We start from the raw sequence: 24,607 nt of genomic DNA on the forward strand, positions 1-24,607 counted from the left end.
ACCCTCTCTTTCAGCTAAAACGGATGGTTTGAGCGTTCTGCCCTCATAATGGTGAGGAGCCGAGACGGTCTACCCGCCCACTTAATCGGACAGTGTCGGATTGCCTATGTTTAAGCGGAAGACTCCCCTTCTGTGGCGAGGCAGGGTGCGACAACACAGGTACCTCTGAATCCTCACGCCGGGGATAGGAGTAACGGCTGGTTGGCACAGCCAGTAGGTCACTTTCGAGGGAACTACGAACCTTAAACATCCCAACCCAGCGGTGCCGTGGGAATCCTCGCGCTTCAGCGCGGGGAAGATGTCAAGTCCCCCGCGCTTCGTCAATTGATACGTCCCACTCGAGGTCGTGACCGACGAACGCAGCCTCGTCCAGCGGTTCGCCGCCCTCGAACAGGAATTCGCCGACGACCGTGTTCCCCTCGAGGACCCCCGGCAACCAGAGGTGGTCGTCCTCCCACATCTGGTCGTACGGCACCTCGTCGACGGGAACCCACTCCGGGTGAGCCTCCTCGGAGGAGGTTGGCTGGCCGTCGAACGAGGTCGTTCGGTAGACGTGACAGACCGTGTGAACGTCGCCGTCGAGCAGGAACGTGAGTTCGCCTGCTTTCTGGAGGTCGCGCACTTCGAGACCGACCTCTTCACGCGTTTCGCGGATAGCACAGTCTCGCGGGGCCTCGCCGGGTTCGCATTTCCCGCCGGGTCCGTTGTACCACCCCTCACCCAGACCGCGGCGTTTCTCGATGAGGAGTACCTCGCGGTCGGGATCGTCACTCGTGACTGGCCCGTCACTGCAATCGAAGTCCCGAAGCGGGAAACATAGCGTCGCCTCGATCATATCAGACGGTTGGATCGGAGCGAGAAAAGGCTATACGCTCGCTCGAGTCACTCATCAGCATGCGAAAAAACGAACTCTCGTACGAGCTTGGCGGCCAGCGCTGCGGCCTGCCCGTCGTCGCGGTCGTTAACCTCGACCACGTCGAAGCCGTCGGCGAGCGGGGCAACTGCGCGCACGACGTCGCGGAGGTCGCCTGGTTCGAGACCGAAGGGCTCCATCGTTCCGGTTCCGGGCGCGTAGCCGGGATCGACAGCGTCGATATCGACGCTCAGGTAGACGTTGCGGTCAGCGAGACGGTCGCCGGGAGACCACTCCGCGACGTCCGCGGGCGGAACGACGGTTACGTCCGCCGCCGCCGCACGTTCCCACTCCGCCTCGCTCCCGGTTCGAACGCCGAGCAGGATCGCTTCGTCGACCGAATCAACGTCCTCGACGATCCGCCGGGTAACAGCGGCGTGTGATAGCGGGTTGCCGTCGTACGCGTCGTACAGATCGAGGTGGGCATCGAGACAGACGAACACGTCGGGCTCGACCGCTCGCGCACTTGCGAGCGAGACGGTGTGTTCACCCCCCAGCACGAGGGGGACACCGTCGTCCCAGACGACTTCTCGAAGGGCGCTCGTCAGGTACTGTAGGTACGCTTCGACGTCGTCCCACGCGCGGATATCGCCGCGGTCGACGACGCCGAGCTCCGAAAACCGCTGGTCCGTCCGGTGGTCGTAATCGTCGAATGGCGTGGCAAAAGAGCGGATTCGACGGGGCCCGAAGCGGGTCCCCGGTTGAAAGGTCGTCGTAGCGTCCAGGGGCGCACCGACGACCACGAAGTTCGCGCCTTCACGATCGGGCTGTCGCCCTCGCGTGTCGGATCGCCCGTCGCGGTCGATATCGCCCGCCGCGTCGGGCCTCTCGCGTTCGTCGGTCGCCCCGGGAAACATCAGACGATCTTTCGCTGGTTTTCCATCTCGAGGTATTCGATGTTCTCGTCGGGTGAGACGTCCGTATCCTCGGGGATGCGCATCGTGATCGTCTCGTACGTCTCGAGGTCCATGACCTGCATGTCGTCGCCGTCGACGGAGACGACCTGGCCCTGTTTGCGCTCGATGATCGGGACCCAGATTTTCGCGTCGACGGGCTGGGAGAGCGATCGCTTCTTGCCGTCGAAGACGCCGACAGCCTCGACGCGGGCCTTGGCGCTGCCGTGTTTGCCCGGCTTTGCCGTCGAGTAGGAGTTGATCTTGCACGCTGCGTCGTCGATCATGACGTAGCTTCCTTCCTGGAGATCGCGAACTTCGGTCTGCTGTTTCGCCATGTCCCGGGGTAATCAACCGACGTGCTTAAACCGTTTGGAATGGGTGCTCGAGCGCGTCGGAGGTAGATACGAAGCCGATCCCGACACCGAAAGGAGTTACGACGGGAATCGGACGGTAGCAACGCTGAAAACGGGTGGTTCACGGGAGTAACGGCAACCCGAAACAGTCCGGTGAACCATGTACGACGAGGCTGGACCGGAGACGCTCACATCCAGTCCAGCCCGAACTCCGACACTTTGAGAAAGCGTGTGAACGGCCTGCTGGCCGAAATCGAAGACCGTCGAAAAACGCCGTATTCTATCACCAACAGCGATTCGCATAGGTAGCGAAGACTTTGCGGATGCACGTCAGTCTTCGGCTCGAGCGGACCGTGTTCACACCCCTATCGCCACCGGAACCCCACCGGTTCAGCCGGCGGCGCGAGCGGGCTCGCCGGCAGGTTATCGTCGACAGCGGGATCGTTGTACGCCCGCGGTGCGACGTCGTTCGGTGAGTCGGGATACCACAGGGACGCGAGCGTCTGTATCTGGCCACGGCCGACGCCGAGTTCGAACTGCCCGCCGCCGTAGAGCCGAACGTCGTGGTCCTCACAGTACGCGATCGTTTCGCACAGCGACTCGAGCGAGCCGAAGCGGGACGGTTTGACGTTTAGCCAGTCGGGCTCCCACGGGAGCGACTCGACGTCCGCGAGGCCGTGAATAGGTGCGTCCCAGGAGACGCGAGAACGAACGTCGGAGTCCTCGAACAGCGGCCGCGTCTCGTCGGTCAGCGCCGGGTCTTCGACGATCGCGTTCGGGAACGATTCGAGAACGAGGTCGTACAGGTCCGGGTCAGCGGGGACGTCGACCTCGGTTCCCTCGTACTGCCCTTTCATATCGAGGATGCGGACCGCGTCGGTCCCGACGGTCTTCTCTATCGCGTCGACGAAAGCGGCGTCCCACTCCGGAGTCGGATCGAGTTTGAACTGCACCTCGGGCACGCGTTCTCGCAGTGCTTCGAGACGGTCGGTCGACGGCGGCTCCCCGAGGCGGGTGCTCGCGACGAACCGAACCGCCTCGAGCGAGCGGTCGACGGCGGTCGCGATATCCGTCTCCGCCGTTCGCAAGGCGAGGTCGAGTGCCGCGCTCTCGAGGCCCCATCGCCGGTAGTTCCTGAAGACCTCGCGGTCGGGGCCACCGGCCGGAAAGAGGTCGAGTTCCTCGAGCCGCGTCGAAAACGAGTCTAGGGTGTACTCGCCAGTCAGGTCCGGGAGCCCTGACTCGGCGAGCGCATCGTGATCGGCGGTCTCGTAGGTGACGTCCTCGCCGCGGCCGGTGACTGTCCCGTCTCCGGCCGGCGTCGGCCCCGAGAGCGAGAATTCCGTCGTGACGCGGGTGAACTCGCTCGAAGTCTCGCGTTCGCGTCGTTCGGTCGATACCGACTCGATCGTCAGGGGAAGCTCGGCGATGCGGTCGTACACCATACGCTTCCTTCGAATCGGGCACGGAAAGAGGCTCGTATCGCGAACCGAGTAGCCGCCAACCTCAGACTGTCTCGGCGTCGGATTGCAGTGCGCTTGCGCTCGAGGCTACCGATACGATCTGACTCTGTGGCGCTGGCTCTCTGTCCGTCGACCGCAGGACCCGGTCGCGCCAAGCCGGATCGTCACTCCTCGCGTCGGCGCTGGCGCAGGTTCTGGCGCGTGAACTGCGGTCGCGCGCCGATCGACCTTCGTCCGCGGAACGACCGATAGAGCTGGGTCGTCAGCAACACCGAGAACACCGCCGCGACGATCGATCCCCGCGGTGCCTCGAGTGCGTACAGCACGCCGGTCGAGAACAGTGTCATCGTCAACAGCATCCCGTATACCAGCCGCTTGGCAAGTTTGTCGAAGACGTTCTCCGAATCCTCGACCCCGATTCGCACGTAGAGATCGTCGCGGTCGAGTCGGTCGAGCGCTCGCTCGGCCTTCGGCGCGATTCGGGTCAACGACTGGCCCGTCCGTCGGAGCTGAGTGCCAGTTTCGTCGAGATACTGTCGGACGGACTCCTCGCGATACCCCTGCTCGGTCAGGAAGTCAGTCGCGGTCGAGATGAAGTCGAAGTCCGGGTCGAGCGTGACGCAGACCCCCTCGACGACAGTCGCAACGCGGAGGACGAGCGCGAGGTTCTTCGGGAGTCGAAAGGGGAAGGCGTAGATCGAGTCCTCGATCTGGCCGACGATCTGATTAACTCGGTACTGCTCGACGTCCTCGCCACGGGCGTCTCGGATGGCAATCTCCATCACTTCGGCCATCACGCCGCGGTCTGCGTCGGGGCTGAGCGTCCCGATTTCGATCAGCGCGTCGAGGATGCCGTCGATGTCCTGGTTGGCGACGGCGACGTAGAAATCGACGATCTTCTCCTGGACGAACGGGTCGACACGCCCCGACATGCCGAAGTCGTAGAAGACGATCCGCCCCTCGTCGGTCACCGCCAGGTTTCCTGGGTGCGGATCGGCGTGGAAGACGCCGTCGTCGATGATCATCTGCAGATACGATCGCTCCAGGTTCTCCGCGACCCGCGTCCGATCGATTCCCCCGCGCTCGAGTTCGTCCACGTCGTTGATCTTCGTCCCCTCGACGTACTCCATCGTCAACACGCGCTGTCCGGAGTGACTCTCGATCACGTCGGGGATGATGAACCGGTCGTCGTCGTAGAAATTGGCTCGAATCTCGGTCAGCATCTCGGCTTCGCGCACGTAGTCCATCTCCTCGCGGATCGTCTTCGAAAATTCCTGGGCCAGGTTCTCGAGCGAGAACGCGCGGGCGTCGTCGACGAAGTAGAGCAGTAGCGGGAGCGACCACCTGATCACACGCAGGTCAGCCCGGACGAGGGCCTCGATGTTCGGCCGCCGTACCTTTACCGCGACCTCGCGGCCGCTCTCGGCCGACGAGCCGGTTCGCGTCGGGTTCTCGCGTTCAGGGTCGAGGCGGGCTCGATAGACCTGTCCGAGACTTGCACCGCTGATCGGATCAGTGTCAAACGACGCGAACCGCTCGTCGACGGGGCCGAGTTCGTCCTCGAGGACGGCTTTCGCCTCGGGCCAGGGTGCCGGCGGGACGTCGTCTTGCAGGGCCGAGAGGACGTCGATGTACGCCGGCGGGAGGACGTCGGGGCGAGTCGATAGCAACTGACCGAGTTTGATGAACGTCGGGCCGAGCGCCAGCAGCGACTCGAGCAGGACCTCCGCCCGGTGGCGATGGGTTTCGGCGGTGACTTGCCGTGAGCGACCGAACAGGAGGAAGCGCCGCCGATCGCGGGCGTAGGCGAGCAACAGCGGCAGGAACTGCCACGCGACGAGAACGAATCGTTTGTACGCGCGGAGGGAGCGCAGCCTCGGTCACCCCGTTTCGCCGTCCTCGTTGACGATATCGATCGTCGTCTCGCCGCTGACACCGCGTTTCGGGAGGATCAATTCGAGGACCCCTCGGTCGACCGTCGCCTTCGCGTTGGCGTCGGATGCGTCGTCGGGCAGCGGCAGTTCGACGTCGAAGAAGAGCGATCGGTTCTCCTCGAGATAGCGGTAATCGCCCGCGGGTTCTTTCTCCCGGTGGGCGTCGATGGAGATCCGGCCGTCCTCGATCGTGAGGTCGAGCGACTCGGCGGAGACCCCTGGGACGTCGAGGATGAGTAGGTATGCATCCTTGCTCTCGAGCAGATCGAAGAAAACGTCCTCGGAGAGGTCCCGCAACGCGTCACGGAGCGCTGACATGGGCGCAGGTTGGAACGCCGATACGAAAAACCCCGCGGTCGGGGTCGATTCCCCGGTCGGCCTCCACAGAACTGGCGAGGCCACGAGCCACGAACCGTCGACCCGACATCGTTTTCGGAAGCGGATCGAGACGAGCTGAGACCGCTGGTTCACCGACCGAGTGGTCAAACCCTACGCTTTTGGCATCCGACGACGCGTGTCACACTATGGAAGGTGCCGACCGCGAGCGTACGGAGGCCGGGTTCAAAGTTCGGACCCCGGTCGACGAAGCGCGCCGGATCCTCGAGGAGGCTGTCACGGGGGTCACAGAGCATGACGAGACCGTTCCCTGCGGGACCGAAACCATCGACGTCGACCGCGCGGACGGCCGCACTCTCGCCGCACCCGTCACGTCCGCTCGAGACGTTCCCCACTACCGACGAGCGGCGATGGACGGCTACGCTCTCCGGGCCGCAGACACGTTCGGGGCGAGCAACCGATCGCCAGAAGTGGTGCAGATCGTCGACGCTCCGGACGGGGCCGGCGAGGACCACGCCGTCGCGGACCACATCGAGCCCGGAACGGCAGCACGGGTCCACACCGGGAGCGCCCTCCCGGACGGGGCCGACGCCGTCGTCATGATCGAACGTGTCACGGAACTCGAGTCAGTCGGCGAACTCGAGGTCGAAGACGCGGTCGCGGAGGGAGAAAACGTCGCGCCGATCGGCGAGGATATCGAGGCAGGCCAGTCGCTCTACGACGCCGGCCATCGGCTCCGACCGTCGGACCTCGGGTTGTTGCGGTCGGCGGGCTACGGCCGCGTCGAAGTCGTCGAGCAGCCCACGGTGGGAGTCGTTCCCACCGGAGAGGAACTCGTCGCTGGCGATCCCGGTCCGGGCGAAGTGATCGAAACCAACGGACTCACCGTCTCGCGACTGGCCCAGCGCTGGGGCGCTCGAGCCACCTACCGCGACATCGTCACCGACGATCACGAATCGCTCCGGGTTGCCATCCAGCGAGACCTGACGAAGGACGTGATCGTCACGACCGGCGGCTCGTCAGTCGGGCAGCGGGACCTCTTGCCCGAAGTGATCGACGACCTCGGCGACGTCCTCGTCCACGGCGTCGGACTCAAACCGGGGCACCCCGTCTGCCTTGGAATCGTTCAGGACACGCCCGTACTCGCGCTGCCGGGATATCCCGTCGCCTGCATCGTCAACGCCGTCCAGTTCCTCCGTCCGACCCTTCGGTGGCTCGAAGGGACGACCCCCGACCCGCACCCGATCACCAGGGCGACCCTCGAGCGCAAGATACCGAGCGAACCCGGGACCCGAACGTTCGCCCGGGTCCGACTCGAGGAGCGCGACGGAGGGAACGGGGACACCGACGCTGATGAACCACCGTACGCAGCGATCCCGACGCGCGCGAGCGGATCCGGTGTCCTCTCGAGTGTCGCGCTGGCGGACGGCTGGGTCGTCGTCGACGACGACCGCGAGGGAATTCCGGCGGGCGAGACGGTCTCCGTAGAACTGTGGGAGCACAACGCTTGACGGGAGCGACCGGTCGAGCGAGGAGTGGCCCCAGGCGTAGCGGTCCAAGAGTGGAACCGATAGTGTGCTGAAATCACGAGACTCGTTCTCGCCGTAGATGCCGCAGGGAGACCCACAGACCGACCGCGAGCGCGGCGAGCGCGACCGTCCCGGCGAGGACCGGCCGATCGGCGGCGACGGACGTGAGCGCCGCAAAGAGGGGCTGCTGCCGGCCGTAGTAGACGACCGCGCCGACGGCCGCGTAGAACAGGACGGTTCCGGTCGCCGTGTAGACGCCGAACCGAACCCGTGTCATTCCGGCGAGTCCCGCCGGGATGGAGACGACGGAGCGCAACGCCGGCAGAAATCGGCCCCAGAAGACCGAAGATGCCCCCCACCGACGAAACCACTGCCGGCCGCGGTCGGTCGCGTTCTCGGAGACGTTGATTCGGTCCCGAAGCCTGCCGAGCCCCCGCGATCCGGGGCCGCGAAACGCGTAAAACGGGACGAACGCGCCGACGGTCCCGCCGATCGCCGCCGCTCCGACGAAAACGAAAAACGAGGGGGAGTCAGTGATCAACAGCGCGGCCGCGGCCGGAACGACTACCTCACTCGGAAAGAACGGGAAGAGCATCGACGACTCGAGGAACGTAAAGCACAGGAGCGCGAGCGGGCCGTAGATCCGAACGAACCGCACTGCGGTCGCTCCGAGGTCGGCCATTGCAAGATCCAGCGTCCCGACGTCCGCCATAGAGGTGATACGAACGGACGGTGTATCACGTTTCCGTTGGCGCAGTCGAGGTCGGTCGCGGTCGAATCGGCGTCCGGGTCACCCGAAGCGCTCAGCGGAAGTTCACCGAAGCGCGTGACGAACCGCGTCCGCTAGCGCGTTCACCCGAGCGACGTGTTCGTAGGAGCCGTCACGAACCCCGTTCGTCACGTACGAGAACCCGACGTTCTCCTCGGGATCGGCCCAGCCGACGCTGCTCCCGAGGCCGGCGTGGCCGAACACGCGTTTGGGGGACAGCGAGCCATACGGCGCGACGGCAGTCCCACCCTTCCAGAATCCGAGCGCGAACCGGCCCTCCCGACCGAGCGTGCCGTCGGCCTCCGTCTCGACCTCGAGGCGCGTCAACCGATCGACGGTCTCGGGTTCGAGAATTCGCGTTCCCTCGAGTTCGCCGCCGTTCGCCAGGCAGGCGTAGAAGCGGGCCATGTCCCCCGCGGTGCCGATGCCGTTCGCAGCGGGGATCACGGCGCGGTGGACGCCCTCGTCGTTGAACGGCGCCGCGACCTGTGTGTGATTGCCAAGGCCCTCTCCGGGATCGCGACAACGGTCGAACTCCTCGAACGCGACGAGCGTCGCCACGTCGTCGTCCTCGTCCTCGCGAAGGCCGATGCCGGTGTCGTCCATTCCGAGCGGCTCGAAGACGCGCTCGGCCGCGGCGTACTCGATCGGCGTTCCGGACACGCGGTGGACGATTTCCCCGACGAGCCAGCCGAACGTGAGCGGGTGGTACGCGGGCCGTTCGCCCGGCGGGAAGACAGGCTCCATCTCCTCGAGTTTCTCGACGACGGCGTCCCAGTCGCCCCACAGGTCGGGGCGCTCGTCGATCTCGCCCTGGGTGAGGCCCGCAGTGTGACTGAGGACCTGTCGGACGGTGATGTCGGCTTTTTCGGAGCCCTCGTCGGCGAACTCTGGCCAGTGTTCGATTACCCGGTCGTCGTAGTCGACGTTCTCCTCCTCGACCAGGGTGTGGAGCGTCACCGCTCCGTAGGGTTTCGTACTCGAGAAGAGAACGTGGCGCGTCTCGCGGGTCTCTGCTTCGCCGTCGGGTCCGGTCACACCGCCGGCGATGTCGATCGCGGGTTCGCCGTCGACGTAGACGGCCAGTTGCGCTCCGTGGTGGAGTCCGGCCTCGAGGTGGCGATCGAAGAGAGTGGCGATGCGATCGCGGTCTGTCTCGGAAATCCGTGTCACGGATTATACTCTTCGGGCCGGTGCTTGATTGTTGGTGTCGCAGAAAGATAGCAACGCGAATCGCCGGACAGCTTTCCCGACGCGAGCGACCGACGTTTTTACCCTCGGCACGCGAATGGCCGGTATGAATCGGAAGGAGTTTCGTGATCTCGCCTCGCCCGAAGACGCCCGTGAGGCGATCGACTCGCTCTCGCTGGAGGCCGGAATCGATCGCGTCCCACTCTCCGACGCGCGGGGCCGGGTACTCGTGGCGCGACTCGACGCCGAACTCGACGTTCCGGGGTTCGACCGGGCGAGCCTCGACGGCTACGCCCTCAGGGCCCGGGACACGTTCGGCGCGGACGAGGCCGATCCCGCACGTCTCGAGGTAGTCGGGGAGGTGCATGCGGGCGAAGAACCGGCGGTTTCGCTCGAGGACGGACAGGTCGTCGAGATATCGACTGGTGCGGTGATGCCCGACGGCGCTGACGCGATGGTACCGGTCGAGCGGACGGATCGCGTCGATGGATCGTCGAGCGATCGAGCGAACGAAGACCCCGCGAACACTGACACGGGCGGTGAAACTGAGGGCGCAGATTCCGGCGGCGACGAGGTTCTAATTCGGACCTCGGTTGCGCCCGGCGACAACGTCATGTTCGCGGGCGCGGACGTCGCGGCGGGCGAACGCGCGCTCGGACCCGGCACCCGGATCACGCCCCGCGATATCGGCCTCCTGTCGGCGCTCGGGATCGACGAGGTGCCGGTTCGGGCGAATCCGCGCGTCGGTATCGTCTCGACGGGTGACGAACTCGTCCGACCGGGCGAACAGGTCCACAGCGAGCGCGGAGAGATTTACGACGTCAACAGCTACACTATCGCTGCGGGAGTCGAGGACGCGGGCGGAGAAGCGGTCCTCTACCCCCACGCTGGCGACGACCAGGACGAGATGGAGCGAATTCTTCGAACCGCGGCCGACGAGTGTGATCTCGTCGTCTCCTCTGGCTCTACCAGTGCGAGTGCGGTCGACGTCATCTATCGGGTGATCGAGGAACAAGGCGAGTTGCTGCTACACGGCGTGAGTATTAAGCCGGGCAAACCGATGTTGATCGGACGGCTGGACGACTCCGCGTACGTCGGCCTGCCGGGCTATCCCGTCTCCGCGATGATGATCTTCCGCACCTTCGTGGCGCCGGCGATCCGCCGAGCCGCCGGAATCCCGGAGCCGGCGTCTGCGACCGTCACCGGACGGCTGGCCAGACAGGAGCGCTACGAGGAGGGCCGTCACCGGCTCATGCCGGTCGGAGTGGTCACGAGCGGGCCGTCTGAAACGGCCCGAACCGGCGGAGAATCCGCCGACACGGACGGTAGCGACGAAATCCTCGTCTATCCGGTCGACAAGGGCAGCGGCGCGACGACCAGCCTCGCCCACGCCGACGGCGTCGTGGAGATCGGCCCCGAAACCGACTACCTCGAGGAAGGCGAGCCCGTCACGGTCACCCTGTTCTCGCCCGACGTTCGGCCGCCGACACTGTTCGGCGTCGGAGAGGACGATCCGACGTTCTCCCGAGTCCTCGACCGCCTCGAGAATCCGCGCTACCTCTCGGTCGGCACCCGACCGGGACTACGGCGGCTCCGCGAGGGCGTCCCCGACGTGGCCGTGGCTGCGGGGCCGCTCGCACGTGACCTCGACGCAGTCGAACTCGGCCATTGGGAACGCGAGTGGGGACTGGTCGTTCGAACCGGTAATCCCGAGGAGATCGAGGGGCTCGAGGAGCTGGTCGATCGCGATCTGCGGTTCGTCAATCGAACGACCGATTCAGGGTTGCGCTCGAGTCTCGACGCCGCGATCGATTCGCTCGCAGCCGACCGCGGATCGGCCCGCCGCGAGATTACCGACTCGATCGACGGCTTCGACCTCGGCTTACGTGCCCACGAAAGTCCCGCCCGAAAGGTAATCGCAGGAGACGCCAACGCCGGCCTCGGCCTGCGCGAAACCGCCGACCGACTCGATCTGGGATTCGTCCCACTCGGTGAGCAATCAGTACGAGTCCTCTCGAACGCCGATCGGACGGAGAAAACGGGCGTTCGAGAGCTCCAGGAGACACTCGAGGACATATCGACAGGAGAGAATTGACATCCTCCTCCGCGTTCACGCGGAGGAATCCTGAGCGGTGGAGATTTCAGGTGTGCAGCTCCACCGACCCCCGACACGGTGCGAATCCGTGCGGGGGTCACGGACTGTGGCGGGTGGGACTGCTGGGAGTGCCAAGCCCCCGGTACTCCTATCCTCGACCGTGGTCGACCCTCGTGGTTGGTTGTGCCCGGCGAGGGTCGAGTGGGCTTCGACAGACTCGGAGTTACGTTCCGTGGTGCTTCCAGCAGTCGACTCCGCGTCACCCCTGTGAGGGGTGGGCGGTCATCAACTGGTTCCGATTATTGTCTGATTGCCTGGGGCGGGCAGGCCGCCATCGTCGGACTGGCGGGAATCACTCTATTCCCTGCCTGATTCCTGCGCTCTCATACGATTACTTCCCACTTCAATGTGTGGAAAAGAAATCTCGGACTGGTCATCGAAGTGTGGATTACGTCCGAGTTGTCGGATTCATCCCGCGCCGAAACGCGCGGGTATTCTCCTCGCATCTCTATAACCGAATGCACCACCGCGTTTCGGTCGCGATGGGACGGCGACGGGGTTTGAGCGGCGGCGCGGAGGCGAAACTGGTCAGGACGGCGCTCGAGTCGTCACGCCCCAGTCCTCGAAATCGCCGGGTCGGAACGCGGCCTCGGTGAACGAGGCCGCTTCGAAGGTACAGGTCCCGGGATTGCTTTCGCGAGCATAACGATTTTCTCTCATCTACGACATTGCGCTTCGCCGTGAGAAAACGGGGTAGTTCCAGCACTCATACGGACTGCTGTACATCATTGCCGGTGCGACCGCGACCGTCCTGCGGTTGCACCGGTACATCGTTACAGCAGACCGCATCAGTCGTCGACGAGTGGAACGCCGACGGTGAGGTCCTCCAAGAGCATGACTCCCGGCGTTCGGGTGGACCCGTGGAGCGGGAACATGTCCGAGGTCGCCGAAAGCGTCAGGAAGAGTGTCTCTCCCTCTCGGACGTCGGCAGCCACGCCGGGGAGTTCGATGGTCCGGTCGACGCCATCGACCGGCTCCGGCTCGTGGAGCGGCATCACGTTGTTCTGGAGCACCTGCGCCGTCGCAGGGGTCTCACCGTCCGAGAGCGCAGCGAACAGCCGTTGGTACACGTTCTCGGACGTGACGGTTGCCGAGAGGTCGGGAACGCCGGCAACCGTCACCGGCCCCTCGGCGAGCGGGAGGTGGAGCGGTGCGCCGGCACCCGTGGTCGTCGCCGCGATTCCGTCGTTGATGCTGTCGATGGCAAGACCACCGTCACCGTCACCAGTCACTTGCAGGTCCACGCCCCCGCCGATGGGTGTCCGGTCATCGACGTGCTCGACCGACACCGCTCGACTCCCCGATGCGGTGGCGAGCCGGTATCGTGCCCCGACCACGTCTCGCGCGTCGCCGGTGCCGTCGCGGACGTGCTTGAAGAACCGGAGTCGGGCACTGGCGAAATCGTTCGTCGGTCCCGACGGGTTCGTGTAGCTGATCGTGCCCGGAGGGAACGCGTTCGGGAGTGCGTGCCCACCGTTGTACCCGACGACAGCGCTGTTCGCGCGCGCCGCCTCGGTGAGTCCCTGCTCGAAGTTCTTCCACGCTTGGTTGAAGTTGAACAGGTTGTCGGAGAGTCCCTGCCCGAACAGCACCGGCACGTCGATTCGGACGCCCTCGTCGAGGAAGCCAGCCGGACCGTTGTCGCGCAACTTTCGCTCTGAGTCCGGTTCGCCGACGCTGTCGCCGTTGGGCCAGAGCCCGGTCGTCACGCTGTAAGCGAACGACTCGTGGATGTACCGAGGCACCATCGACGAGCCGACGGCGTACAGCGCACCCAGCCAGGTGCTTCGCGGTACGTTCTCCGGGGCGAGCGACTCGGTCAGACCGAACCACGTAATCTGTGGAGCGAGTGCGTCGAACCGAGTGTAGCCCGTCTCCCGGGTTTCGGTGAACGCACCGACGAGTTGGTACGCGCCGCCGTAGCTGCCGCCCATCGCGAACACCATCGGGTTGGCTTCCGTCGGAATCGGCAGGTCCGTCGCGCTGCGTGCGACCCAGTCCAGTCCGGCGACGTAGTCCAGCACCGCGATGACGTCCCGTCCCTCGCGGTCCGGCTCTTGGATGTGTGCCTGACCGCCGGACTCGCCGTGGCCTCGCTGGTCGAAGCTAAGGATGCCAAAGTCGGCGTCGAGTTCGGTCCGAAACGCCCCGTCGCTCGCAGTGCGCGACCCCGACCACCCGTGCGAGTGGAGAATCATCGGCACCGGGTCGCTGGCGGTGGCACCCGCCGGACGATACACGGTCGCAGCGATGTCAACCGGGTCGGCTGCCTCGTCACTTCGAATCGTTACGTCCTCGTTGGAGTGCCCGTCGGCGCTGACCGTTCCGCTGCTGCTGGCGATGCCGAGCGCCGTCCCGCCTGCTGCGGCGAGTGTGAGATACCGACGCCGTGTCAGTCCGTCTGTCGCTCTCTCGTGTTCACTGAACATGCTAGGGTTTCACGACTGCCGTAGCGGGGGACGAGGAATCCCCGACTGTCGATGGTGCGGTCGTGTCTGTAGCGCGTAGAATCGTAGCTAGTGAGATATCTGTGCTGCCGTGGAAAAAAGGAGGTTTAAAACTCGACGCGAGGGACGTACTGACCGGTCTCCTGACGGACGCCGCCGAGGAGAACCGCGGCGGCGATCAGCGGGAGCGCCGCACAGGTGAGGTAAATCGGCCAGAAACCGATCGTGTCGATCAGCGGAAGGGTGACGATCGGACCGAATCCGCCGCCGACGTCACCAAACACGTTGTTGGTCCCTACCGCACGCCCCATCTCGTCCTCGGGAACGAGATCCCCCAGGAGAGCCATCAGGGGACCGCTCGTTCCCCCCTGTCCGATGCCGATGCACAGACACGCGACGGTCAGGGTCGGCACCGAGTTCGCGAATGCCAGGAGAACGAATCCGAGTGACGTCGTTCCCAGAAAGCAAAGCAGCGTGGGAACCCGCGACCGCCGACGGTCGCTTACGTAACCGCCGAGGTACATCGCCACCGCCGCGGCAACGACGGTAAGCCCCATGAAGACTCCCGACGACCCCTGCGCGTCGAATCCGAGAACGGAGAGATCGTTGCTGGCGAGAAACAGGACGAGCGTGGCGAACAGCGCGCCGATGTAGACGAACAGGACGGAAAAATTGACCAGCCCGACCGTCAACGCGGGGAGACTCGTATTGACGTCCCACGGTTTGTTCGACGTGTTCGTCCCTCCTTCGACGTGCGTTTCGGGAACCGTGACGTACGCGATGAGGGTGGCGAGGAACGCGAAGGCGGAGGCAATAGCGAACGCGACGAGCGTCCCGGAGAGTTCGCTCACGATACCGCCGATGACGACTCCCGTGGGGAAACCGAAGAGGACGCCGCCTCTGACGAGTCCCATGTTCGCCCCACGTGAACTGCCGTCGCTCACGTCGTCGGCAATCGTATAGGCCGTCGCGAAGACGAGCGCGCTCCCGATCCCCCAGACGAGTCGCGCCGCCAGAAACCACGCTTCGGGAGTGGGCGCCACCATGGCGAGAACGTAGCAGAGGGTTCCGAATCCCTGAATACCCATCCCGACCACGAACGGCGTTCTCGTTCCGACACTGTCCACGAGAACCCCCGCCGGTGCGTTCGCAACCAGACGCGAAAACCGATTCGCGCTCAGAATCAGTCCCACCAGGACCGGGGAGATACCGAGGACGACTCCAAGGTTTGGGAGAATCGGATAGATAACCCCCCCTCCGAAGCCGATGAAAAACGTGCTTGCGATGACCGCGGCGATGACGAGGTACCGACTGTTCGAAGACCCACCGAGTCCATCAGCTATCCGGCTACCGGTACCTTTCAAAGAGCTCAGGAATGATTGTAGCATTGCTTTTCGTCGGGTGCACGTGACACGGTCCCGTTACGTCGGCGAAAACGATCCGTTTGCCCGAACAATTCGTGGATCGACGATAGGAAACCGAGAACCGCCGCTTCGCACCTGTTTGCTTCGAGAATTTGCGAAGGCATCTCAAAAGGATTACGATGCACTGGCGGACGTACCGGAAGCCGACAGCGACCGCAATCGAAACCCGTCGGGTGTCGTTTGCGGAGCAGGGTTTGGTCACCACCGGTTCGGTCGCTGTGCTGTCCGCGAGTGTCCCGGTGACGGCCTCGCGCGGACTCTACCAATGGACCTCGATACCGCCACGCAGTGGGGACGCGATTTTTGGGCCCCCGCTCCGTACGGCCGGCTATGCGAATCGTCACGACGCTTCCGTCGGCAACCGAAACGGTCGCCGCGCTGGGGTATGAGCCCGTCGGGGTCTCCCACGAGTGTGACTATCCGCCCGGCGCCGCATCCGCGCCCGCCGTCACCCGATCACGAATCGATGCGGACGAGACGGCGTCGAGTGCGGCGATCGATCGTCAGGTCATAGAGACAGCCAGTACCGAAGCTGGCGTCTACGATATCGACGTCGAGACGCTCGAGGCTCTCGGCCCGGACGTGATCATTACGCAGGGAACGTGCGACGTCTGTGCGGTCGACGAGGCCGCCGTCGAAGCCGCCGTCAACCGGATCGATGCGACCCCCACGATCGTTCCGACCGATCCCCTCAGCGTCGGCGACGTACTCGACGATCTGGAACAGATCGGTCGCGCAGTCGACCGTGCGGCGTGCGCTCGAACCGTTCGACGGAACCTCGAGTCCCGCATAGAGTCGATCCAGTCCCGAACGACCGAGATATCGGCCGAAGATCGCCCTCGCGTGGCGATTTTCGACTGGACCGATCCCCTGATGATCGCAGGTCACTGGACAGCCGAACTCGTCGACTGGGCCGGCGGCGAGTACGGGTTGGCCGACCTGGGCGACCGGTCACGACCGCGGGAGTGGGCGGACATCCGCGCGTACGATCCCGAAATCCTGATCGTCGCACCCTGTGGCTTCGGCCTCGAGCAGATCTCACGGAACAGCGGCGACCTCACTGCGCGCGACGGCTGGGAGGACCTCACGGCGGTTCGAGAGGGCCACGTCTGGGCGATGGACGGCGACCACTACCTCAATCGACCCGGTCCCCGGCTCGTGGATACGCTCGAGGCGCTCGCCTCGATCGTCCAGCCGACGGTGTTCGACGCCGACGCGACGCTCGAGCGCGCCGCCGATCCGATCGACGAAATCGCGGTCCCGTTCGACGACCTCGATTCGCTCGAGTCGTATTCCCAGGACGACGACCTGCGGACCGACGACGTCGAAACGCGAACCGACGAATCGGACTCGCGACTCGACGAGTCCGGTTCCCGGACCGAACTCGACTCACAGCCGTGATCGTCCTGCCGACCGCCGTCCGCGTGGCGATCGTCGAGCACGCTCGTCAGGGACGTCCCGAAGAGATCTGCGGGATTCTCGGCGGCGAGTACGATCCCGACGGTCGGAGCCGCGTGCGGACGCAGTACCCAACCGACAACGTCGCCGAGACCCCGCGAACGCGATACGAGATCGACCCCGAGGAACAGCTCGCGGTCTTCGAGCGTCTCGAGGGCCGCGGCGAGGACATCGTCGGCTTCTATCACTCCCACCCCCGCGGCCCGGCGCGACCCAGCGAGACGGACGCCGCAGCGGCGACCTGGCCGGATCGCTCGTATCTGATCGTCTCGCTCGAGCCGCTCGAGGTGGGGTCGTGGCGCTGGCGGACGGACGGAGATGACGGGGCCGGGCGGGACGCAACGGTTGACGAGCGATTCGAACGCGAACGGATCGTCGTCGATTGAGTGACGGATCGATTTCAGTCGTCGGCGTCGTCTTCCAGGTCGTCCGCCTTCGCTCGCGCTTCCGCGGCATCCGCACGGAATTCCTCGATACGCCGGCTGAGCTTCTTCCCCGCCGTGTATTTGAACTCGTCGGGCATCATGCCGTACTCGATGTCGAGCGTGATCATGGTGTCACAGCCCTCGACGATTTCCGGTGCCCAGCTTCCCTGCGCCAGCTTCGATTCGTCGGTGACGACCGCCTCGCCGTCCTCGACGTCGATAAACGCAGACACAATGTTCCAGATGTTCGGATTGCTCGAGCTCGCCTGGTCGAACAGGCCCTCGAGTCTCGAGCCTTTGACCTCCTCGTCGCGCAATTCTTCGAGCAGGTTCTCGAGCGCGTCGGCGATCTCCTCGCATTCGGCTGCTTCCTCGCGGAGGTCAGCGGGTTGTTCGCTCGAGCCGTCACCGCCCCTCGTCATCGGTCGCCCTCCGTCCCGTCGGTGTCGCGATTCATGTCGAAGGGTATCGGCTTCGGAACCGTAAACGTACGCTTCCGTTTTCGTGTTACGAAGCGTCTTCTAACACGTCCGTTACCCACTTACGGTTTGGATCGTCGGTCACGTCCATCCACTTGCCGAGTCGATTGCGCATGTCGCGTCGCACTTCGGCGTACTCGGGATGGTCGATCAGATTCTGTAACTCGTCCGAGTCGGCCTTCAGATCGTACAGTTCGTCGATGTCGGGACCGTTATAGACGTATTTGAACCGATCGGTTCGGACCATCCGCTGACTGTAGAGGCCGAATTCGTCGCCGTGGTACTGTGCGAAGATCGACTGAGGCCAGTATCCCGATTGTCCGAACTTCTCGTCTGTTATGGGAATCAGCTCGTATGGATCATCGGATTTGAGAAATCGAACTAGACTTCGCGAATCGAACTTCTCGGAATCAAACTTCTTGGAAACGTCGACTTCGGCCATCTCGAGAAACGTCGCTGCGAGATCGTGCAGGTGGACGGGGAACTCACAGGTTGATCCCGGTTTAACGTCTGAGTCCGAATTGATGACTTTGGGCCAGCGAATATGCAGCGGAATCCGATAGGTGTCGTCGTACATCATCGGACCCTTGTTGAACTGGCGGTGGTGTCCAACGAAGTTACCGTGATCAGATGCGTGGACGACGACCGTATTCTCGTCTAATCCGTGCTTCTTGAGGGCATCGAGGATCCGCCCCACCTGCTGGTCGATCAACATTACAAATCGTCGATACTTCGCGATCGCTTCTTCCCAGAGTTTCCAGTCGAATCCGTCGACGCCGCGATAGGAGAGGTAGTTCTCCTGAACCCGAGGTTTTCCATCGAAGGTCTCCGCGTAATTTATCAGCAGTTCGACCTTGTTGGGACCGTAATCCGACTTGAACCCTTCCGGTATAACGTACGGGTGATGCGGGCCGTAGAAGTCCGTCCGATGAAAGAAGGGGGCGTCCAGTCCGCCGTCGACGTGGCGCTCGATCTCCTCGATCGTTAGTTTGGCAAGGAAGTACGCACGGGTGTCCTCGACGTCGATTGGCGCCGTTGCAGCGACCAGCGTCCCCTCACTGCCGTCTCTCGGATCGTCACCGGTATAGAGTTCCTCGGTGAGTTCGACCTCGTCGACCGGTGTCCCACGCTCTTTTCGGTACTCGATGAACGCTTCGTCGATATTGTCGTGATGTTTGTCACTACCGCCGAGATACGAGAAGCCGAAGTCATCCGGCGTGCGGTCACGACCGGTGTGCCACTTCCCCGTATAGGTGAGATCGTAGCCGGCCGCGTCGAGTTCCTCCGAGAACGTCGGGATATCGGGTGGAAGGTTCGGCTGAATCGCGTCGTCTTCGTGGCAGTTGTTTATCATCCCGTGACCGTGCGGAAACTGTCCGGTCAGCAGCGACGCACGAGCGCTCGAGCAGATACTGATCGGCGTGAACGCCTGCTCGAAGCGGATTCCCTCGTCAGAAAGCCGGTCGAACGTCGGCGTCTCGACCTCCAGCCCCCCAGGCGCGCTGCAGTCGTATCGCTCCTGGTCGGTGAGGAAGAAGAGGATGTTCGGGCGGGTGTCGTCAGCGTCGGCCATCGACCGTCATACATCGACGCCGTAGTTAATGGTATGACCTGATTGGAAGGGGTACTCTCCACGATGGGTGATAAGACGCCGCGATGTGAACCCAATCGTTCATTAGACCCCAGTTCGACGGTGCAGGCGTGCCGAGGGCGTACTGTGGTGAATGTGACTGGCAGCACCGTGTCGACGAAGACGACCCCGTCGAACTCAGTCGAGCGATGATCGACCACTTCGTCGAGACCGGTCATTCGCCGGTCGAGCGATGTGATTCGAACGATCGTCTCCCGGACGCGGACGGGGCCGAGACGACTGATGCGACGACCGGAACCGCTCGAAAAAAGTCGAGCAGGTGGTAGTGGAACGCGATATGCGGACGGTCACCGACGGACGGGGAACGCCGAGCCGCGGCTCTCGCCTCAGCCGAGCAGGTAGCGCAGCCACGGCCGCTGTCGCACGAACTCGGTTGCCTCGAGGAACGCGTCGACGCCGAGGATGCGGCCTGCGGCGAAGGCGCCGACGATCACGAACATGAGGAATCCGAGCAGGTCCCCGTTGACGTACCCGTGCGCCCAGTCGGCGTTGCCCAGGTAGAACAACGTCATGAGGACGCCGCCGAAGAAGGCGGCCAGGCGCACGAAGGCCCCAAGGACGAGCCCTAGCCCGATAAGGAACTCACCGAGGGGGATCATCACGTTGGTGACCTCGAGCAGCCAGGGGGTCCCGGCGACGATTTCGAAGAGCCACGCGATGGGTGATTGAGCGTTCTGCAGGTAGCCAGCCGCACTGAAGGGGTCGCCTGCGACGAACGCGAATTTTCCCCACCCCGAGTGGAGGAACCAGTACCCGACGAGCAGCCGTACCGCAACTAGCACGTAGCCGGCGATCGAATCAGCGTACTCGAACGTTTCCCGCCTGCCGAACCACTGAATTGTGGCGTCGTTAGTTGACATTGTGGGTCACCTTACGGATAGAGATTGGTCGTCCATGACATTATTAGCGGTCACTAATCCCATTCGACAGGAACGGGTGAAAAAATCCCACCCTATAGAGGGTGTTTAAATGGAGTAGCGCAGGACATTCATGCCACGTCCTCGAGGGTCGGCCGCTCTACGTCGCCCGGAAACTCGTCGACTGGCACCTGCGCCTGGTCGCCCGAGTCCATGTCCTTGATCGTCACCTCGTCGTTCGCGAGGTCCTGTTCGCCGACGATGACGACCGTCTCGGCGTTGATCGAATCGGCGTACTCGAGCTGGGCGCCGAACGAGCGGCCCGCGACGTCCGTCTCGACGACCTGGCCTCGAGTGCGGAGGTCGCGAGAGATCCGGGACGCTTCGGTTCGCGTGTCGCCGATCTGCAGGACGTAGTAGTCGGTCGTCACTTCTTCGTCTGGCCAGACGCCTGCACGCTGTAACAGAAGCGAAAGCGTCGCGTGCCCCGGCGCGACGCCGACGGCAGGCGTCGGCTGTCCGCCGAAGCTCTCGATGAGGTCGTCGTAGCGACCGCCGCCGAAAATCGACCGCGAGACGTCGCCCGCCGAATCGAAGCACTCGAAGACGACGCCGGTGTAGTAGTCTAGTCCACGAGCCGTCTCGAGCGAGATGGTACAGTATTCGCGGGCGCCGAAGTCCTCCGCGGCCGCAAGCACGTTACGGAGGTTCTCGACGGCATCGGTCACGCGCTCTGTATCGGCGAACACGTCGACCGCCTCGAGGTCGCCGTCCGCGATGAGATCGTCAAACTCCGCGGCCTGATCCGCCGTCAAACCTGCCTCTATCAGCAGATCGTGATACTCGGCGGTGGAAATCTTGGCCGATTTGTCGACCGCGCGAATCGCCGCCTCGGTGTCGACGTCGGCGTTGTAGCTCTCTAAGACACCGCCTACGATGTCGCGGTGGGAGATACGGAACTCGAAGTGGTCGCCGGTGAGACCGAGACCGGTCAGGGCGTCGGCGGCCCACGTCAGAATCTCGGCGTCGGCTTCGGGTTCCGACGAGCCGAAGATATCGACGTTGGTCTGGTAGAACTCACGCTGGCGGCCCTGCTGGACCTGCTCGTATCGCCAGAACGGACGCGTGGAAAACCACTTGATCGGCTTCGACAGTTCCTGCTGTTTCGCGACGACCATCCGGGCGACGGTCGGGGTTAGTTCGGGCGTCAGCGTCACGTGGCGTCCGCCCTGATCTTCGAACGCGTATAGTTCGTCGACGATTTCGTCACCACTCTTGTCGGTCCACATTTCGGCTCGCTCGAGCGCCGGCGTTCCGATTTCGCGGAACCCGTACTCGCGGGCGCTCTCCTCTAGGACGTCGATGGTAGCCCGTCTGGCGGCCATCTCCCCGGGGTAGAAGTCACGAAAGCCCTTGATCCGGTCGTACATGGCAGGCCGTTCGGCGAGGCCGGACTTCTATCTTTCTTCACGGAGAGAATCACCGCCGTTTACCGCAGGAGTGAATCCGACAACTTCTAGACGAATCACCGACGACGCTCGAACTGGATATTATACGCTCATCCACCAGCAGTAACGGGCGCGAGGACGTCCACGTTCGCGTCGGCCCGTGTGACGGCAACGTCTTCGTCGCCGACGATGGTCCGGGCATACCCGACGCCGAACGCGACGTACTCGAGCAGGGATACTCGACCGCCGATGAGGGGGCCTGGGTCTCGCCATCGTCCGCGCAATCACCGATGCACACGGCTGGCAGGTTGCGGTCGCCGAGGGGGGACGGCGGTGCGCGATTCGAGTTTGCTCGCGGGCGAGGTGCTAGCGCACGTCCGTTACGTACGTCTGGTCGTGGTCGGGAAAGTACTCCGCGACGGCTCGAGGGCCATCTTCCTCGGCGATGGTCGCTCGAAGCTCCGCCTCGTAATCGGCCCTGTCGATCACCTCGCTCGGCCCGACGATCACGTCCAGGCGCGCCTCGACGAGTCGGTCGACGGCCGATCGACCGAACCCCGACAGCGGTGCGATGTAGTCGACGTCGTGACGATCCTCGAGGCTCTGGGCCTGTGCCCTCGAGACCGTCGGCACGCGGTCGTCGCGCCGAGTGCCGTCCGCTATCGCATCGAACTTTCGAGCCGCGAGTCGCTCGAGTGCGTGTTTGTGGACCAGTTGAATGCCGTTTCGAGGGAAGCCGTCCTCACGAATTCGGTCGACCGCTTCGCGTGCGACGTCGGGATCGCACTCGAGTCGTTCGAACGCGAAGTCGGCTCGGTCGGCCGTCTCGCGCGCGTGTTTCCAGTCGTCGCTAATCCCGAAGTGGGCAGTCACGAGTGTGACATCGTAGAACTCCTCGAGCAAGAGCGCGGCGAGCGTCGAATCCTTGCCGCCGCTGTAGAGCAGTCCGAGTTCCATCAGCGACGCTGAATGTCGAAGCTCTGCGAGTCTGGTTTGAGTTCCTTGAGGAGCTGTTTCATCTTGTCGTCGTCGATCTGGCCCTGGATGCGGCCGCTCCGGGCGAGGCTGACGACCTGTTGTTCGACCTGTTCGCCGAACTGCGGTTTGCTCATTTTGACGGTGTTGAGCCGCTTGCGAGCGTCGTCGGTCAGGTGCTGACGCAAGAGGGCGTTTTTCTGGGCTTCGGCCTGCTGCTGGGCCGCCTCCTGGCTCGCCTCGCTCTGCTGGGACTCGGCTCGTTCCTGTAGCTGCTCCATCTTCTGTTGTCGGAGTTCCTCGAGTTTGTCTTCGTCTGGTGAACCGCTCATTGGATCTCTGTGTTGTGGTTATCGCGCAGCCGGGAAAATGATTACGGAACAGCGGTTGCGGTGGCTCTCAGCGGTGAAACCGGCACGAAAACGCGTCAGATTCAGGCGTACCGCTCGAGTTCCGGGCGGTCGAGTTCTTCGAGGACGGACCCCGCGGTGTCGTCGAGCAAACTTCGACCGTCGGCCGTGATCCGGCGACCCTCACCTTCGGCGGTCTCGACGAGGCCTTCCTCCTCGAGTTGCTGGAGGATAGTGCGGATCAGGTTCTTCGAACCGTCGGCGCGGCGGTCGGGTGCGACTCGGTAGCGGTTCGAACCGCCTTTTGCGCCGCCGTATTCGGTCGAGAGACGCTCGACGCCAACCGGACCGCGGTCGGCGACCTTTCGCAGAAGGCTCGCGGCGCGCGTCGCCCAGAAGTCGTCCTGTTCGGGTGGAAGGTCCCGGTCGACACCGGTCTTGGCGAACTTCCCCCATTCCGGTTCCTCGAGTCGATCCGCGAGGTCGTCGGCGAGCGCCTCGATGAGGTCGTCCGCCGGAACGTCGTACATCGTAGCCATTGGCGTGTGGTTTCCGGTGGCGGCATTTAAGAGCATCGTATCGCCTCGCGCGCGACGCGAAGATACGGCCCGGACCGTTTTTCGCCCTCGAGTCGAAACGGGGGGTATGGACGAACGCGCCGCCCTGCGGCTCCTGTCGGGCGAACTCGCGTCGGCCGGCGACGACGCGGCAACCGTCGACGGTCTCGTCGTGACGACGGATATGCTTCACGAGCGAACGGACTTTCCACCGGGGACGACCCGATACACGGCCGGGTGGCGCGCCATCGGCGCGTCGCTATCGGACGTCGCTGCGATGGGTGCCGAGGCTACGGCTGCGGTCGCCGCCTACGCCGCGCCCGCGTTCGACCGCGACGAACTGCTCGCGTTCGTTCGCGGCGCGACCGACGTTTGCGAGCGCGTCGACACCGAGTACGTTGGCGGTGATCTCGACAGCCACGACGAGTTTACGGTCGCGACGACCGCAATCGGCCGAACGGACGATCCTGTTCACCGACGCGGCGCTCGACCCGGCGACGTCGTCTGCGTCACCGGCACGCTCGGACGGAGTGCGGCCGCGCTCGAGTATTTCGAGCGCGCAACCGACCGCGACGAGACGGACGATCGGCTGCTCGAGCGGGCGAACGAACTGTTCCAGTTCGATCCCCGAATCGCGGCCGGCCGGGCACTCGCACCGCGTGCGACCGCGATGATGGACTCGAGCGACGGCCTCGCCCGCTCGCTTCACCAACTCGCCGAGGCGAGCGACTGTGGGTTCGCGATCGAGTCCGAACGAATTCCGATCGACGACGCCGTTCGCGACGTCGCCGACACCGACGACGAGGCGCTCGAACTCGGGACGACCTTCGGCGAGGACTTCGAACTCGTCGTGACGCTCCCCGAAGATGCGTGCTCGGCCGTCGCTGCGGCGACCGACGTATCGCTGTCGGTGATCGGGTCGGTTCTCGAGGCCGGGAACGCGATAACGATAGATGACGACCTGCTCGAGGATCGGGGCTACACCCACGGGTGAATG

At 64.2% G+C, this 24,607-nt stretch carries 25 protein-coding genes; 6 read left to right on the forward strand and 19 right to left on the reverse strand.

Annotated elements, in window-relative coordinates; genetic code table 11:
• Nucleotides 1–301 precede the first annotated feature (301 nt).
• The 6 genes from NJU76_RS05375 to NJU76_RS05400 form a co-directional block, all read right to left on the reverse strand.
• The gene (locus NJU76_RS05375) at nucleotides 302–835 is read right to left on the reverse strand and encodes an 8-oxo-dGTP diphosphatase (protein WP_254531766.1); all 534 of its coding nucleotides are present in this window, start codon (nucleotides 833–835) and stop codon (nucleotides 302–304) included.
• Nucleotides 836–882: 47 nt separating this feature from the next.
• Entirely contained in the window at nucleotides 883–1,770 is an 888-nt protein-coding gene (gene speB, locus NJU76_RS05380) for an agmatinase (RefSeq protein ID WP_254531767.1), read from the reverse strand.
• Entirely contained in the window at nucleotides 1,770–2,144 is a 375-nt protein-coding gene (locus tag NJU76_RS05385) for a translation initiation factor IF-5A (protein WP_254531768.1), read from the reverse strand. The genes speB and NJU76_RS05385 overlap by 1 nt, the downstream gene beginning before the upstream one ends.
• A 383-nt stretch (nucleotides 2,145–2,527) precedes the next feature.
• Nucleotides 2,528–3,607, reverse strand: a complete 1,080-nt coding sequence (locus tag NJU76_RS05390; protein ID WP_254531769.1) for an enolase-like domain-containing protein — start codon at nucleotides 3,605–3,607, stop codon at nucleotides 2,528–2,530.
• 182 nt (nucleotides 3,608–3,789) lie between these two features.
• Nucleotides 3,790–5,439, reverse strand: coding sequence for an ABC1 kinase family protein (locus NJU76_RS05395; RefSeq protein ID WP_254531770.1), 1,650 nt, complete (start codon nucleotides 5,437–5,439; stop codon nucleotides 3,790–3,792).
• A 66-nt stretch (nucleotides 5,440–5,505) separates the two neighbouring features.
• The gene (locus NJU76_RS05400) at nucleotides 5,506–5,877 is read right to left on the reverse strand and encodes an Hsp20/alpha crystallin family protein (RefSeq protein ID WP_254531771.1); all 372 of its coding nucleotides are present in this window, start codon (nucleotides 5,875–5,877) and stop codon (nucleotides 5,506–5,508) included.
• Nucleotides 5,878–6,083: 206 nt separating this feature from the next.
• Here NJU76_RS05400 and NJU76_RS05405 point away from each other — a divergent pair, with 206 nt between their 5' ends.
• Nucleotides 6,084–7,406, forward strand: coding sequence for a molybdopterin molybdotransferase MoeA (locus NJU76_RS05405; RefSeq protein ID WP_254531772.1), 1,323 nt, complete (start codon nucleotides 6,084–6,086; stop codon nucleotides 7,404–7,406).
• Between the two features lie 73 nt (nucleotides 7,407–7,479).
• Here the strand turns inward: NJU76_RS05405 and NJU76_RS05410 are convergent, their stop codons facing one another.
• Both NJU76_RS05410 and NJU76_RS05415 read right to left on the reverse strand, forming a co-directional pair.
• Nucleotides 7,480–8,136, reverse strand: a complete 657-nt coding sequence (locus NJU76_RS05410; RefSeq protein WP_254531773.1) for a DedA family protein — start codon at nucleotides 8,134–8,136, stop codon at nucleotides 7,480–7,482.
• Between the two features lie 102 nt (nucleotides 8,137–8,238).
• Nucleotides 8,239–9,366, reverse strand: a complete 1,128-nt coding sequence (locus NJU76_RS05415; protein WP_254531774.1) for a serine hydrolase domain-containing protein — start codon at nucleotides 9,364–9,366, stop codon at nucleotides 8,239–8,241.
• A 124-nt stretch (nucleotides 9,367–9,490) separates the two neighbouring features.
• Between NJU76_RS05415 and NJU76_RS05420 the strand changes: the two genes are divergently transcribed.
• A complete protein-coding gene (locus NJU76_RS05420; protein ID WP_254531775.1) occupies nucleotides 9,491–11,479 on the forward strand; it encodes a molybdopterin biosynthesis protein in 1,989 nt (662 codons plus the stop codon).
• Between the two features lie 588 nt (nucleotides 11,480–12,067).
• Here the strand turns inward: NJU76_RS05420 and NJU76_RS26520 are convergent.
• The 3 genes from NJU76_RS26520 to NJU76_RS05430 all read right to left on the reverse strand — a co-directional run bounded on the left by NJU76_RS26520 (nucleotide 12,068) and on the right by NJU76_RS05430 (nucleotide 15,374).
• Entirely contained in the window at nucleotides 12,068–12,199 is a 132-nt protein-coding gene (locus NJU76_RS26520; RefSeq protein WP_256566296.1) for a hypothetical protein, read from the reverse strand.
• 128 nt (nucleotides 12,200–12,327) lie between these two features.
• Nucleotides 12,328–13,968 carry an alpha/beta hydrolase gene (locus NJU76_RS05425; RefSeq protein ID WP_254531776.1) on the reverse strand — a complete coding sequence of 547 codons (1,641 nt, stop codon included), beginning with the start codon at nucleotides 13,966–13,968 and terminating at the stop codon, nucleotides 12,328–12,330.
• Between the two features lie 125 nt (nucleotides 13,969–14,093).
• A complete protein-coding gene (locus NJU76_RS05430) occupies nucleotides 14,094–15,374 on the reverse strand; it encodes an MFS transporter (RefSeq protein ID WP_254531777.1) in 1,281 nt (426 codons plus the stop codon).
• Between the two features lie 366 nt (nucleotides 15,375–15,740).
• Here NJU76_RS05430 and NJU76_RS05435 point away from each other — a divergent pair, with 366 nt between their 5' ends.
• Both NJU76_RS05435 and NJU76_RS05440 read left to right on the forward strand, forming a co-directional pair.
• The gene (locus NJU76_RS05435) at nucleotides 15,741–16,811 is read left to right on the forward strand and encodes an ABC transporter substrate-binding protein (protein ID WP_254531778.1); all 1,071 of its coding nucleotides are present in this window, start codon (nucleotides 15,741–15,743) and stop codon (nucleotides 16,809–16,811) included.
• Nucleotides 16,808–17,254, forward strand: coding sequence for a desampylase (locus tag NJU76_RS05440; protein ID WP_254531779.1), 447 nt, complete (start codon nucleotides 16,808–16,810; stop codon nucleotides 17,252–17,254). The genes NJU76_RS05435 and NJU76_RS05440 overlap by 4 nt, the downstream gene beginning before the upstream one ends.
• 14 nt (nucleotides 17,255–17,268) lie before the next feature.
• On the opposite strand, the gene NJU76_RS05445 is transcribed toward NJU76_RS05440, so the two are convergent.
• Complete coding sequence (locus NJU76_RS05445) at nucleotides 17,269–17,715, reverse strand: hypothetical protein (RefSeq protein ID WP_254531780.1); 447 nt, start codon at nucleotides 17,713–17,715, stop codon at nucleotides 17,269–17,271.
• 85 nt (nucleotides 17,716–17,800) lie between these two features.
• A complete protein-coding gene (locus NJU76_RS05450; protein ID WP_254531781.1) occupies nucleotides 17,801–19,345 on the reverse strand; it encodes a sulfatase family protein in 1,545 nt (514 codons plus the stop codon).
• A gap of 128 nt (nucleotides 19,346–19,473) precedes the next feature.
• Here NJU76_RS05450 and NJU76_RS05455 point away from each other — a divergent pair, with 128 nt between their 5' ends.
• Nucleotides 19,474–19,689, forward strand: a complete 216-nt coding sequence (locus NJU76_RS05455; protein ID WP_254531782.1) for a hypothetical protein — start codon at nucleotides 19,474–19,476, stop codon at nucleotides 19,687–19,689.
• A 60-nt stretch (nucleotides 19,690–19,749) separates the two neighbouring features.
• Here NJU76_RS05455 and NJU76_RS05460 read toward each other — a convergent pair whose 3' ends face one another.
• The 6 genes from NJU76_RS05460 to NJU76_RS05485 form a co-directional block, all read right to left on the reverse strand.
• The gene (locus NJU76_RS05460; RefSeq protein ID WP_254531783.1) at nucleotides 19,750–20,283 is read right to left on the reverse strand and encodes a DoxX family protein; all 534 of its coding nucleotides are present in this window, start codon (nucleotides 20,281–20,283) and stop codon (nucleotides 19,750–19,752) included.
• A 128-nt stretch (nucleotides 20,284–20,411) separates the two neighbouring features.
• The gene (gene hisS / locus NJU76_RS05465) at nucleotides 20,412–21,710 is read right to left on the reverse strand and encodes a histidine--tRNA ligase (RefSeq protein ID WP_254531784.1); all 1,299 of its coding nucleotides are present in this window, start codon (nucleotides 21,708–21,710) and stop codon (nucleotides 20,412–20,414) included.
• A gap of 128 nt (nucleotides 21,711–21,838) precedes the next feature.
• Nucleotides 21,839–22,012, reverse strand: a complete 174-nt coding sequence (locus NJU76_RS05470; RefSeq protein WP_254531785.1) for a hypothetical protein — start codon at nucleotides 22,010–22,012, stop codon at nucleotides 21,839–21,841.
• Between the two features lie 82 nt (nucleotides 22,013–22,094).
• A complete protein-coding gene (locus NJU76_RS05475; RefSeq protein ID WP_254531786.1) occupies nucleotides 22,095–22,685 on the reverse strand; it encodes a DUF7411 family protein in 591 nt (196 codons plus the stop codon).
• Entirely contained in the window at nucleotides 22,685–23,035 is a 351-nt protein-coding gene (locus NJU76_RS05480) for a DNA-binding protein (RefSeq protein WP_254531787.1), read from the reverse strand. Before NJU76_RS05480 ends, NJU76_RS05475 begins: the two co-directional genes overlap by 1 nt.
• A 101-nt stretch (nucleotides 23,036–23,136) precedes the next feature.
• Nucleotides 23,137–23,592 (reverse strand): 30S ribosomal protein S19e, encoded by a 456-nt coding sequence (locus NJU76_RS05485; protein ID WP_254531788.1) that lies wholly within the window; start codon nucleotides 23,590–23,592, stop codon nucleotides 23,137–23,139.
• A 106-nt stretch (nucleotides 23,593–23,698) separates the two neighbouring features.
• Here NJU76_RS05485 and thiL point away from each other — a divergent pair, with 106 nt between their 5' ends.
• Nucleotides 23,699–24,604: a thiamine-phosphate kinase gene (thiL, locus tag NJU76_RS05490; RefSeq protein ID WP_254531789.1), complete on the forward strand. Its 906-nt coding sequence runs from the start codon at nucleotides 23,699–23,701 to the stop codon at nucleotides 24,602–24,604.
• The last annotated feature ends 3 nt before the right edge of the window (nucleotides 24,605–24,607 follow it).

The organism is Natrinema gelatinilyticum (genome assembly GCF_024266705.1).
In the GTDB taxonomy this organism is placed as follows: Archaea; Halobacteriota; Halobacteria; order Halobacteriales; family Natrialbaceae; genus Natrinema; species Natrinema gelatinilyticum.